At 52.6% G+C, this 11,932-nt stretch carries 11 protein-coding genes and 1 pseudogene; 3 read left to right on the forward strand and 9 right to left on the reverse strand.

Features of this window, described 5'->3' with window-relative positions:
* Positions 1–23 precede the first annotated feature (23 nt).
* The 4 genes from HW556_RS16780 to HW556_RS16795 all read right to left on the reverse strand — a co-directional run bounded on the left by HW556_RS16780 (position 24) and on the right by HW556_RS16795 (position 3,284).
* Positions 24–683: a porin family protein gene (locus HW556_RS16780; RefSeq protein ID WP_176901276.1), complete on the reverse strand. Its 660-nt coding sequence runs from the start codon at positions 681–683 to the stop codon at positions 24–26.
* A 190-nt stretch (positions 684–873) separates the two neighbouring features.
* On the reverse strand, positions 874–1,644 hold the full coding sequence (locus HW556_RS16785) for a porin family protein (protein ID WP_176901277.1): 771 nt from the start codon (positions 1,642–1,644) through the stop codon (positions 874–876).
* 23 nt (positions 1,645–1,667) lie between these two features.
* Complete coding sequence (locus HW556_RS16790; RefSeq protein ID WP_176901278.1) at positions 1,668–2,270, reverse strand: porin family protein; 603 nt, start codon at positions 2,268–2,270, stop codon at positions 1,668–1,670.
* 252 nt (positions 2,271–2,522) lie between these two features.
* Complete coding sequence (locus HW556_RS16795; protein WP_176901279.1) at positions 2,523–3,284, reverse strand: porin family protein; 762 nt, start codon at positions 3,282–3,284, stop codon at positions 2,523–2,525.
* 260 nt (positions 3,285–3,544) lie between these two features.
* On the opposite strand from HW556_RS16795, the gene HW556_RS16800 reads away from it, so the two are divergent.
* Entirely contained in the window at positions 3,545–4,657 is a 1,113-nt protein-coding gene (locus tag HW556_RS16800; RefSeq protein WP_176901280.1) for an acyloxyacyl hydrolase, read from the forward strand.
* A 280-nt stretch (positions 4,658–4,937) separates the two neighbouring features.
* Here HW556_RS16800 and HW556_RS16805 read toward each other — a convergent pair whose 3' ends face one another.
* From HW556_RS16805 to HW556_RS16820, 4 genes and pseudogenes are all read right to left on the reverse strand, one after another.
* Positions 4,938–5,351 carry a DUF4332 domain-containing protein gene (locus tag HW556_RS16805; protein WP_176901281.1) on the reverse strand — a complete coding sequence of 138 codons (414 nt, stop codon included), beginning with the start codon at positions 5,349–5,351 and terminating at the stop codon, positions 4,938–4,940.
* A 309-nt stretch (positions 5,352–5,660) separates the two neighbouring features.
* The gene (locus HW556_RS16810) at positions 5,661–6,704 is read right to left on the reverse strand and encodes a quinone-dependent dihydroorotate dehydrogenase (RefSeq protein WP_176901282.1); all 1,044 of its coding nucleotides are present in this window, start codon (positions 6,702–6,704) and stop codon (positions 5,661–5,663) included.
* 37 nt (positions 6,705–6,741) lie between these two features.
* Positions 6,742–7,632, reverse strand: a pseudogene (locus tag HW556_RS16815) (YifB family Mg chelatase-like AAA ATPase); the annotation flags it as partial.
* 156 nt (positions 7,633–7,788) lie between these two features.
* Positions 7,789–8,328 carry a hypothetical protein gene (locus HW556_RS16820; protein ID WP_176901283.1) on the reverse strand — a complete coding sequence of 180 codons (540 nt, stop codon included), beginning with the start codon at positions 8,326–8,328 and terminating at the stop codon, positions 7,789–7,791.
* A 331-nt stretch (positions 8,329–8,659) separates the two neighbouring features.
* On the opposite strand from HW556_RS16820, the gene HW556_RS16825 reads away from it, so the two are divergent.
* The gene (locus HW556_RS16825; protein ID WP_176901284.1) at positions 8,660–9,427 is read left to right on the forward strand and encodes a hypothetical protein; all 768 of its coding nucleotides are present in this window, start codon (positions 8,660–8,662) and stop codon (positions 9,425–9,427) included.
* A gap of 21 nt (positions 9,428–9,448) precedes the next feature.
* On the forward strand, positions 9,449–10,054 hold the full coding sequence (locus tag HW556_RS16830) for a PIN domain-containing protein (RefSeq protein WP_176901285.1): 606 nt from the start codon (positions 9,449–9,451) through the stop codon (positions 10,052–10,054).
* 85 nt (positions 10,055–10,139) lie between these two features.
* Here HW556_RS16830 and HW556_RS16835 read toward each other — a convergent pair whose 3' ends face one another.
* Positions 10,140–10,463, reverse strand: coding sequence for a hypothetical protein (locus tag HW556_RS16835; RefSeq protein ID WP_176901286.1), 324 nt, complete (start codon positions 10,461–10,463; stop codon positions 10,140–10,142).
* Positions 10,464–11,932: the final 1,469 nt, after the last annotated feature.

The raw sequence follows: 11,932 nt of genomic DNA on the forward strand, positions 1-11,932 counted from the left end.
AAGCCAAACCCCACGCCAGTTGCTTACCGGCCTGGCAGCAGGTAGCCCAGCGAAACCTGGAATACCTGGTTGCGGGCATTAGTCAGTTCGCCGTTGTTGTAGGTTTCGTTCTTGGCGAAATCGGTAAGGGCTCCATTGTAGCGAACTCCCAGCATGATGCCCGAATCCGACTGGAAACCCAGACCGGCCACGTAGCCGAATTCGTTGCGGTTCACGTTCTTTAAGTCTCTCTCGGCCTCCGTACGGGCAATTAAGGTACCGCCGAGCGAACGGGTCGACTCATCCTTCACCTTCAGCAGGTAGCTGTACTGGGGGCCGGCTTCAAAGAACAGGTTGCCGGCTTTCACTTTCAGCAGCACCGGCACATCGATGTAGTTGTACGTAACGTCGCCCTCGCGGCGGAACGTACCGAACGCTTGGTTGCTGTCGTACTCATAGCCTTTCTGTGAGAACAGCACTTCGGGCTGCAGCGAGAGGAAGCCGTCGTCAATCAGACCGACGTTGAGCATCAGGCCACCGTGGAAGCCGACTTTGTAGTCGTAGCCATCCTTGTTTACCAGGTCGCCGGAAAGATTAGAAAGGTTGGCGCCGCCTTTCAGGCCAAGGCGGACACCCTGGGCTTTGGTTTCGGTAACGGCGACAGTAGCGAGCAGAGCGGCCGCAGCCAGCAGAGACTTTTTCATAGGAGAAACCCGTTTAGTTGAGAAAAGTGGGTATAAACATTGGCAGGACGAAAAGCGTGCCAGAATAGTGCGTTTTCTCAGCTGGCGCATACCAGACGGCCGAATGCGCTATTCTGACACGCTTTCTGATGTGTAATGCTGTTACAGGCCAGCTACTACCCGGGCAGCCCATCGAAACGGGCGTGGCCAATCAGTCTGGCAGGACGGGCGGCGTGGCGTCAGGAGCCGGTAGTTGGGTGGGCGGGCGTTGGCGCCGCTGCACTACCCGGAACAGTGTACCCGGTGCCCGGCCTATCAGCCGCACCGCCCCAAGGGCTCCCCGCCCGATGCCACGGCCAATGGCCACTGTAAGCTGGCCTACCTGCCGGGGCTCAAACACAAAATTCAGGTACAACTCCAGGCTGCTGTTGCGCAGCCGACGCTGGCCGGTGCCGCTTGTTTGACCAGGCTGAAACACGTTGTTAAGCCCACCCACATAACGCCAACCCACCGACACGCCCGAAGTGTCCTGAAAGCCTACGCCCAGTACAAAGTTCAAGTCGCGTGGCTCAAAGGCCAGCTCGTCCAGCCGGATAGCGGGTGGCTCGTTGGGGGTGGCCCGCAGCAGGTAGCCGTATTGCGCGCCGCCCTCCACAAACAGCCCGTCGCGGTGGTACTGCAGCAGCAGCGGCACGGCCAAGTAGTCGAGGCGGTGGCCCACCGAAAAACCGTAACTGTTGCCGTTGTCGCCGCGCTGGGCATACAGCCCTTCGGCCTGTAGCGCCAAGCCAACAGGCAGTTCCAGGCGCACCAGCAGCCCCACGGTGGCTCCCAAGCGTAGCCGGCTGGCAGTGGCATCGGGGCCAATGGCCTTGCTAAAGGCCCCACCGCCTTTCAGGCCCAGCAGCACCCGCTGCCCCGAAGCAGCAGTACTTAGCAGCAGCAGTACAGGCAGCAGCCAGCCCACAAGCCACTTGGGCAAGGCGGAGATACGTGTTGGTGGCATTACCGGCCCTGGAACGAGAACGTGGCGTAAAGCTGGAACACACTGTTGCGGCGCTGGTTCTGGAACGTGGTGTTGCCGACTGTTACAGACTCGAGCACGTTGGTGAAGCCGCCGTTGTAGCGCAGCCCGATGCCGGGGCCGGTTTTGCGCTGGTAGCCCAACCCAAACAGGTAGCCGAAGTCGACTGTGTTGTAGATGTCTTTCACATCGACGGTAGCGTTGCCGATTTTGTCCTTCGCTGATACCAGGAAGCCCACTTGCGGCCCGGCTTCAAAAAACAGCCCACCGGCGTTGGCATGGAAAGCCAGCGGCACATCTACGTAATCGAGCCGCGTGGTCAGGCCGGGCAGTTCGAGCTCGCCACCCTTGCGCGAGTAGATGATTTCGGGCTGGAAGGCAAATAGCTTAGTAAAGCCGATGTTGGCAAAGCCGCCGGCCTGAAACCCTACAATATCCTTGTAGGCCTTGGCATCTTTACCCACAAAATTGGACAGTGAAGCCCCTGCTTTTATGCCCAATGACACATTGCGCTGGGCCACGGCCGTACCCGACAGGCCCACGGTGGCGCCGGTTAGTATCAAAGAAAGAAAAAGCTTGTTCATGTGCGTTGGCTTCGGAAATAGGCGGTAAAATCGGGGGCGAAGCTACGCGGAAAGTTTGTAGTCCGTCATCTTCCGAAGCCGTTTGCACAAGGCACACAAGCGTTTTTCGGTCGCCGGCTGGTTGCCAACTTGGCTAATAGCTACTCGCTAAACGCGCCCAGGCTGCCGGCATAACCGGCTTATCAGTACACAAAAAAAGGTTGCTCTCCCAGCAGGAGAGCAGCCTTTATAATGTACGACGCGTAGCGCCGGTTAGCGGGTCGGAATCAGGTAGCCGAGCTGCAGGGTGAAGGCGTTGTTGAACGCCTTGGGCTCGTTGTCCTGGTCTTTGGTGTCGATGAGCGAGTTGAAGCCACGGGCATAACGCAGGCCCAGACTGATGCCGCCCTCCGTCATGTAACCTACGCCGGCCACACCGCTGATGTCGAACTGGGCCAAGTCAGACTTGTAGGCATCGTCGCGGCTTACACCGGTGTAGTCGCGGAAGCCGCTGTTATCTTCTACTTTATCCTTGCTGCCATCCGTGTACTTGGTCGTCACCTGGTTTTTCACCTTCGAACCGAACAGGTAGCTCACCTGCGGACCCAGCTCAAAGAACAGTCCGCCGGCATTAATTCTGGCCAGCAGTGGTACATCGAGGTAGTGCAGTACGCGCTGCTGCTCGGTTTCCTGCTTGTCAATGGTTTTTCCGTTAACCGTACCGGGGTTGAAGCCGCTCGACTGGGTAGAGGTCAGCTCGTAGCCCTTGCGGTTGTAGAGCAGCTCGGGTGCAAAAGAGAAAAATCCATCAGACGAAAGTGGGATGCTTACGCCAATACCGGCGTTGTAGCCCAGCTTATAGTCGCCTAGGTCGGCGCTGTAGTTGGAGCCGGTAATCTGGCCCACGTTGTCGCCCGAGATATTGGAGTAGGTACCCCCTACTTTCAGGCCAATGCGGAAGCCACCGGCGTCCTGAGCGTGTGCAGCGGAAATAGAGGCAACGCCAATGGCGGCCAGGAGAGCAATCTTTTTCATAATCGCAAGGGAATTAAAACGCGGGTTACAACCACTTCGCCGCCTATCACAGTCACGCTCCTCGTGGTTTCAGGGCCTCATATCGTAAGAGTGGCAGGCAAGGTTACTTCGCAGCCTAAGGTTGATACAGCTGGAACTCAGTGGTTTCCGGCTAATCTGCACATTGTTAATGGATTGCCAAAATTTGAAATGCCTCGGGTTTCCGATCTGTGCTTTGGGTACGTTTCATTACTTTTGATCTTTATGCCCGCGCGCTTTTTATGATGAATCGGTACGTTTTAGGGCTGGTCGGCGGGCTGGCGGTGCTAGCCCTACGTGAGGCCCGAGCCCAGCAGTCAGCCACTGTTCCGGCGGGGCCGCTGGTGGTAGGGGTGCACGGGCTAGGGAGCTTTATTATCCCGCACACGCCCTCCATTCGCCACCTGGCCGTGTCGCACCCTACGGGCGTTGAGCTGAATGTGCAGCGCCAGACGAACGGCAGCGCGCCCTGGCACGCCTGGTACCGCTACCCCAAAATAGGCTTGGCCCTCACCTATTACGATTACCACAACCCCACGCTGGGTCGCTCCTATGCGGCCGGGTTCTACCTCAACAAATCGTTCTGGCGTAGCCGGCGCACCGAACTCAACTTCCGCATCGGTACCGGCGTGGGTTATTTCCCGGAGCGTTTCGACCAAGCCACCAACCACAAAAACAACATCATCAGCTCCCGGCTCAACGCCACTATTCAGGCCCGCCTGGAGTACGATATAGCCCTCACCGAGCAGTTTGGCCTGCTGCTGGGGCTGGGGCTGAACCATTATTCGAACGGGGCTACTACCAAGCCCAACTTCGGCATCAACCTGCCCACGGTGCTCGTGGGCATCAACTACCACCAGCAGCGCCCCTTCCGGCCCCTCGGCCAGCCCCCCGAACCAATGCCCGAAGATGTGGGTCGCAACTTTCTCAATGTCAGCACTTCGGCTGGCTGGAAGCAATGGAGCCAGTCGGACAACCAGAGTTACTTGGTAAACTCGATTACCCTGGCCGCGGGCCGTCGCATCAACCGCAAATCCAACCTTGTAGTCGGCCTCGAAGGGTTCTACGACCGGAGCCTGAATGCCCAACAGCGCGACTCGGCCCGCACCACCGACCGCCTCACCGACGTGAAGAAGGCCGGAGCCTACGTGGGCCACGAGCTGCTGTTCGGGCGGCTGGCCTTCGTTTCGCACCTGGGCTTTTACGTCTATAATCCCTACAAATCCAACAAGTTCTACTACGAGCGCCTGGGCCTCAAATACCACTTCACGCCCCGCGTATTCGGCAGCGTCGACTTAAAGGTGCATCGCGGGGCGGCCGACGTGATTGAGTGGCGTCTCGGCATGCGGCTCTAACGCGGTAGCAGCCGGCTCAGCAACTTCAATAGTGGCTTGGCCCTGCTACTGAACCGGCCACCTTGAAGCAGCTTGCCCATCCGTGAACAGGCTATAAGGCTAAAGGCTTTGCCATCGTAATAGCGCGCCTTAAAACGCACTAAATGCCAAAGTGCCATCCTATGAGCAGGATGGCACTTTGGCATTGGAACTCAAACGCAGGGTGGAATGGTAGCACCGGAAAAAGCAGTCGGCGGGAATAGGGAGTATAACCGACCGGGTGCTATGCCGCATTGCCTGATCAGTCCTTGTAGGACACTTCGGGCTCCATACTTTTAGCATGATTCACAATGTCGGCCATGTGCAACATGTCCGGCACCTGATCCACCAGGTTACGTTTCTGGTTGGTCGAAACCATTTTGCTGTGCAGGCTGAATGGCGAACGGCCACGCAAATCCAGCATGGTAGTAATACCTACCTCTTCGAGCAGCGTAGTCAGTTCCGGGTCGAGCCCATCAATACGCGACAGGTCGGCGTAATTGACCCACTTAAAAATCTTGATTTCTTCGATACCCGTAGCCGAAGCCAGAGCACGACGGTCGGCAGGTGTGCGGGCCGCATCTAAAAGCGCATCGGCAGTTTTAATACCCTGCTCGTGCAGCTTCTTTACTTGATTGTTAGGAATACTGGTGATTTCATTGATTGCGTAGTGCATTTAATAAGGTTTAGTGAAAATATATTTTTGATATGTTACAAATATAGTTAAAATATAATTAACAAGCAAATTAAAAATACAAAAACATAATAGATATATCATCTTCTTAGAAAACACACGCGGAACACAAACACATGTTATACAATTACTTACATTTTAATTACCCTTCTTTAAAATACAGTATATTTTATTAAAAAAACATTAACTACGAAGCATATCATATATAATTGAGGATGAAAACATATTACTTCATCAATAATAATATCGCATTAACGAACAACAGCTCATTTACCAACAGGTAAGAAACTGTTAGCGTTTGGCATCCGCAACCAATGCCTTGTTTATCTGCCTTACTAGCCTCGGACCCTCATAGATAAAGCCCGAGTACACCTGAAGTAATGAGGCACCGGCCTCCAGCTTCTCGCGCGCATCGGCCGCCGAATGAATACCACCGACGCCGATGATGGGCAGTTGCCCGCGGCTGTGGCGGCTTAGGTAGCGAATAACCTCGGTGGCCCGCTGCCGCAGTGGGCGCCCACTGAGCCCACCAGCCCCCAACGCGGCCACATGGTCGGTGGGCGTCGTCAGGCCGGTGCGGGCAATGGTGGTATTGGTGGCTACAAGACCGCTGAGGTTGGTTTCGCGGGCAATGAGCAGAATATCATCCAGCTGAGTGTTGGTGAGGTCAGGTGCGATTTTGAGCAGTAGCGGCCGGGGCGTGGGCAGCGTCTGGTTGCGCTCCTGCACCTGCTGGAGCAACTCAATCAGCGGCTCCCGCTCCTGCAGGGCCCGCAGGTTGGGCGTGTTCGGCGACGATACGTTGACCACGAAATAGTCTACCACCTCGTGCAGGGCCTCTATGCAGGCCACGTAATCGTGGGCGGCCTGCGCATTGGGTGTGTCTTTGTTCTTGCCAATGTTGCCGCCGATAATCAGGCCCCGGTCGCGGCGGTGGCGCAAGCAGGCGGCCACGGCTTCGGCCCCGTCGTTGTTGAAACCCATGCGGTTGATGAGCGCGCCATCGGCCGGGAGCCGGAACAGCCGGGGCGTGGGATTGCCCGGCTGGGCGCGGGGCGTTACCGTTCCTATTTCCACAAATCCAAAGCCCAGCGCCCCCAGCTCGTCCGTCAGCTCGGCGTTCTTATCGAAGCCCGCGGCCAGCCCCACCGGGTTGCGGAATGGCAGCCCCATCACCTCCCGCTCCAGGTTGGGGTGTTGGAAGTCGTAGAGGCCCCGTAGCAGCACCCGCGCGCCCGGCAGCTTGTGGACGCGCTTCAGGTTATCGAACACCAGGTGGTGTGCCTTCTCCGCATCGAGCTTAAATAGCAGCGGCTTGACGAGGGCGTGATACATGAAAAGTGAGGTGGTTGGAGGTGAGTGCTAAAGGACGTCATCCGGCCCAGCCTTCCCGGTCGAGGCTGCGGTATTGAATGGCCTCGGCCAAGTGGGGCAGCTCGATGTGCTCGGCAGCGGCCAGGTCGGCAATGGTGCGGGCTACTTTAAGGATCCGGTCGTAGGCGCGGGCCGAGAGCCCAAGTCGCTCCATAGCCGTTTTAAGCAGCGCGCGGCCAGCGTCGTCGATGCGGCAAATGTCCTTCACCATCTGGGAGGGCATCAAGGCGTTGGAATGGATATCTGGAAAGCTCTCGAAGCGGGCCGCCTGGCGCTGGCGGGCCTCGGCCACGCGCGCCTGCACGGCCCGGCTGGTTTCGGCAGGGCGCGTTTCGGTCATCTGGTCGAACGTAACGGGCGTCACCTCCACATGCAGGTCAATCCGGTCGAGCAACGGGCCACTCACCTTGTTCAGGTATTTCTGCACCACGCCGGGGCCGCACACACACTCCTTTTCGGGGTGATTGTAGTAGCCACAAGGGCAGGGGTTCATGCTGGCAATCAGCATAAAATTGGCCGGAAACTCGATGCTGAGCTTGGCCCGGGCAATGGTTACTCGGCGCTCCTCCAGCGGTTGGCGCATCACCTCCAGAACCGTCCGCTTAAACTCGGGCAGCTCATCGAGAAACAGCACCCCGTTGTGGGCCAGCGAGATTTCGCCCGGCTGCGGGTTGCTGCCTCCGCCCACCAACGCCACATCAGAAATAGTGTGGTGCGGCGCCCGGAATGGCCGGGTATGGATGAGCGAGGCGTGGCTGCCGAGCCGGCCGGCCACTGAATGAATTTTGGTAGTTTCCAGCGCCTCCTGCATATTAAGGGCCGGCAGAATACTGGGTAGGCGTTTGGCCAACATCGTTTTGCCCGCGCCGGGCGGGCCTATCATTATCAGTTTAGTCCTAATAGCTGAAAAAGCCTCTTTAAACATAAATAGAGCGCCTTTTTGAAACATCGGGTTACGTACGGGTTACTATTAGCGTCCTAGCTTCTCCACTGACGATGAAGTAGCCAGTGAGTAACCCGAACAGCTAAGCTCTTGCTGACAAAACTAGTCGCTTTTTACGGCTAAGGTAAATTTAACCAATCGTGTACCATCACGGCCGTTGAAAATGAGATATCGTTGTGCGTTTCGGAAGTACATAGCGGTAGCTGACGGTCCGCTGACGCTACCTTCTATGGTATCATACAAATGAAGGCCCTGTGTCTTAAGGACATTATCCATTACGTCGCCCCGGCCAGGCGTCATGTACTCATTCCACTCAATGGCCGCCGCATTAGGCCCAGCCTCGGGGTTAAAAACGACAGTTACATAGTATGGTGCTTTGGTACTGCCCGCTTTAGGTAGATACCGGTAGTGGGCAGTCATATCGAAGAAGTCCTTAGAGTAGGCCTCCTGCTCCTTCACGCAAACCTCTTGGTAAGTCATTAGCTTATACCCTGCCTTAGCCAAGTTAGCGTGTGCTACTGCTCTACTGCGACCTATAACACCGTTAAGCAAGGGGTAGTTGCTGATGTTGTTGTACGACTGGCCTTGGCTGTAAGAAGCCATAAGCACGAAGCCTGCTATTAGGGGCAGTTTTTTCAACATTGTATTTTGCAAGAGTGGTTTTTGGGTAATATGCGTAATCCTGCTATCTAATTGAGATCTATAAAATCTCGAAGTTTTAGCTGATTTGACTTAACCCTAGTTTATACTATTGCCTTTGATAGACGGGGGTAGACGTCCGCAGCCGGGTTAAATCTCACTGTCCCATAATGGGGCACTCATCCCACATATCATTCATTAGCGGCAGTTTACTAATGCAATGCGTAAGTGACTAGTATAGGCTAAGCAAAGGTCGCGACAATCATTACCTTTAGGCCCCTTTCAGGACTCGTATTCTTGAATTGCATTCTCTTTTTCCTCTCCAATGGCATCTATGAAGACGCAAGTCTCTCATGTTACGGAATTCCTTTTCCGTTTGCATGGAGGTGGAGCTAGTCCCACTTCCTTCTCAGCGAAAGAGGTCGCGGAGATAATTATGCACTTAGAGAGCGCTTTTAAGACGCTATTGGAAGCGGAAGAAGGAGAGAAAGCTGAGCAGTTTTACATTAGTCTTGTTGACGTAGTCGATCAAAGTAACGGCCTTAGGCTCGTTCCCAATATTCCAGCGCTGTTTACATCTGTATTCATTGCAATTACGACAGCCTTGGCTATCCAAGACTATAGTGGGTTACCGGTTAAAACTATAGAAGATCTCCAACAGGTAAGGAAAGTCATTCGCACAAGGGGATGCGAAGGGGACTTCATGGTTGATAACCAGGTAGTCGCCTCTATTAAACCGAACACTAAAATTGAGGTTGCGGCATCGGGAATAGTTCGTGGCGAAACAATCCTCTATGGGGAGGTGACCCGAATTGGTGGTCGTGAGCCTCGCGCAAGAATATCATTGGATACTGGCCAGATCATCATCTGTAATGTAAAGCAGGCAGTAGCCCGCTCACTTGGTGCTAAACTCTACAGTAAGGTGGCACTTAAAGGCTACGCGACATGGACAGTCTCCAATTATGAACTCACAGATTTCCAGATTGAATCTTTCACTGATTACAACCCAGTTCCACCTGTAGAAGCATTTGATAGGTTACGTGATCTATTAGGAACCTATTGGGATGAAATCGAGGACGTTGACTCTTTCCTTCATTCATAATCGTCCTCTTACAATTCTACTATGGCAGGCTTAGTTTGTGTCGACTCCATGTTTTGCATTTGGAGCATTAAAGAAGAGTGCAGGGAGGGACAAGAGCACATGATAGAGCGTGCCAAACAGATTCTTGTGAATCTTCAAAGAGCTAAAAAACAACTAATGCTTCCTGCTCCCGTGATAACAGAGCTGCTCGCTCCAGTCGGGGCAGAGCGATCTACAGAAATCATGCAACAGCTCACTCTTATTTTCCCCCGTATTGCAGTAGTGGATACTCCGGTTGCTGCACTTTGCGGGAAAATATGGAACGCTGAGGGCCAGAGCTGGAAAGAACTTTATGAGCCGGGCACTACTTCGTTGAAGGTGGCTTTCAAGTATGATCTCTTGATCTTAGGTACAGCTATAATTAACAAAGCAGAATGCCTTTATACCGGTGACAAAAGGCTCGCTAATCTTGCTCGTAAATATGGTAACCAAATGAAAGTGGTTGATCTATGGAAAGATGAGGAATTCAACTCGACCTCAACAGTTTTCCCTCAGTTAGGAATCCCATTTACATCAGCGCGTAAAGGAATCAGCCCTACTCCCCCAATAGGCAAGTTAATTACCGGTTCGCCACCAACTCAGATTTAACAAAAAGGGGTCAGCTAAAATCCTCAAAAGCTAAAACAAAAAAGAGGTGACAGTTTACTGTCACCTCTTTTTTTGCCTTTAACAGCTATATAGCATACCCAACATTTCTTTGCGCAAGCTTCGAATTAAGTTCTATGGTTGCCACGTCCGCGCTCTTTTTATTTTGTTCAAAAGGTGCATTCGGTTTTTTTTCCATAGGGATTTCTATTTTTAAAGATTTCAAATCATTGTACGTGCGATTCATTGTCACAAGGGTAGCTGGAATAGCTATCCACAAAAGGAAGGTTAAGAATATCATTCTACACTTCCTTGCCAAGTAGCTTGTGAGCACGGATGATTTGAACCAGTTAACGAAATCGGAAGCCAGCTTAAATACTGTGGTGGGCATCTCTCGTGAGAGCTTGTCCATGATGAGAGGAAGATACCTTCGATTAAGCTAACGCCTCTCATATTACAAATATACACGAAATTTTTGTATCTTAAAATTCCTTTCTTCGCACAAATTCATAGTATTGGAATAAAATACCACGTGTAATAAATATACTTGCTCCCCATATCTAAGCTGTAGATCCAATGTTATACCCAATTATGATGACTTGAGGAATATCGCATTCACGTATTTACAAGCTCGACAGGAGTTCATAGCAAACGCCAACCATCACCCTGAACTGGCGGGTAATAATAGTATTGTAGGCAGGATCGGGGAAATGGTCGCTGCACGGTTTCTTTAGCTACAAAAGCGTCAAGTAGAAAACCATATAGACTTAACCATTCAGTGACTGACTTGGTGGCTACGAAACCAGGTGGGGAACCGAGGACTATCTCCGTGAAGCTAATCATAGCGGAGAATAAGAGTGGTTGCACCACATGGCTGAAAGATGGCTGGGATGAGTTTTATCCTGATAGAGTTGAATATCATTTATCAGGTACAGCGGCTTGGATGGCTTACGATGGAAAACTGCGGAATAACGACCAAGAACAGTTGGCTTAGCAAACCGATAACCAGTCTTAGAATGCGGACCGAACAAGGTCTAATTAGTAAGTATGGCACAGTATAAGATAGCTTGGTATCAGCTGATGCAGTAATGCTACAGAGGCTATTGTAATTACACACTTTCTACCAGCTTTAGTATACTTAATGAGATGAAGCAATCGCCTACCTCTCCTCGCTACGTTTGCGCTGATTCCGTTCTATTGGTGCGTACCTGACATTGACCCACCTCCCGCTTATTGCAACAAAAAAGCCTTGGCCGATTGACCAAGGCTTTTCCTATTGTAGAGCGAAGCAGAATAAGCGTGTTTACGCAACGTTAATCAGTTGCCCGGTAGCCTTGGGCAATTTCAACGGCCAAAGGTGTAGCTACCCCCTCTTTTGACGGCAAAAAGGGCTGACCGCATTACTTCGTGGTTTGCTAAGTAGGCCGCCCAACTGCTTTTCCACCCCTAAGAGTACTTCGAAGAAGGGAACTGACTTAGAGGGGTTCTTTTTGCTATGTGCTCGCTCTTGATTTTTAGCACGCGTCAGCCGAAGCGTCCCAGTCATTGGCTTGAAAGCTTATGGGGTGAGTTCGCGCATGTGTAGAAGCTGTCATCAACAAAAGGGGCCGGGGAAGGATAAGCCATGCCTACAAAAAGCAGTACCATGTCAATTATATTGAATAACACCGAACGCGTGCTTCTAAGCGACTCAATACCTGGATTTGGAGTGGCCAGTTGAATAACAAGCGTTGCACCTTCACCCTACTTTATCAACCATATTATTATTTTCTACAATCATTGATATAATCTATTGTAACTCATATAAATATAATCACTATAATGAATTAATCCATAACTCAAATTGATCATAACTTACACGCTTTAAATACGACTTATGGT

It is taken from the genome of Hymenobacter terrestris (assembly GCF_013377905.1).
GTDB classification, from domain to species: Bacteria; Bacteroidota; Bacteroidia; order Cytophagales; family Hymenobacteraceae; genus Hymenobacter; species Hymenobacter terrestris.

Excerpts from the sequence above, each read along its gene's own strand:
- HW556_RS16820 (WP_176901283.1), bottom strand. The coding sequence starts at position 8,328 with ATGTTGAAAAAACTGCCCCTAATAGCAGGCTTCGTGCTTATGGCTTCT.
- HW556_RS16800 (WP_176901280.1), top strand. The coding sequence starts at position 3,545 with ATGATGAATCGGTACGTTTTAGGGCTGGTCGGCGGGCTGGCGGTGCTA.
- HW556_RS16795 (WP_176901279.1), bottom strand. The coding sequence starts at position 3,284 with ATGAAAAAGATTGCTCTCCTGGCCGCCATTGGCGTTGCCTCTATTTCC.
- HW556_RS16810 (WP_176901282.1), bottom strand. The coding sequence starts at position 6,704 with ATGTATCACGCCCTCGTCAAGCCGCTGCTATTTAAGCTCGATGCGGAG.
- HW556_RS16805 (WP_176901281.1), bottom strand. The coding sequence starts at position 5,351 with ATGCACTACGCAATCAATGAAATCACCAGTATTCCTAACAATCAAGTA.
- HW556_RS16825 (WP_176901284.1), top strand. The coding sequence starts at position 8,660 with ATGAAGACGCAAGTCTCTCATGTTACGGAATTCCTTTTCCGTTTGCAT.
- HW556_RS16780 (WP_176901276.1), bottom strand. The coding sequence starts at position 683 with ATGAAAAAGTCTCTGCTGGCTGCGGCCGCTCTGCTCGCTACTGTCGCC.
- HW556_RS16835 (WP_176901286.1), bottom strand. The coding sequence starts at position 10,463 with ATGGACAAGCTCTCACGAGAGATGCCCACCACAGTATTTAAGCTGGCT.
- HW556_RS16830 (WP_176901285.1), top strand. The coding sequence starts at position 9,449 with ATGGCAGGCTTAGTTTGTGTCGACTCCATGTTTTGCATTTGGAGCATT.
- HW556_RS16790 (WP_176901278.1), bottom strand. The coding sequence starts at position 2,270 with ATGAACAAGCTTTTTCTTTCTTTGATACTAACCGGCGCCACCGTGGGC.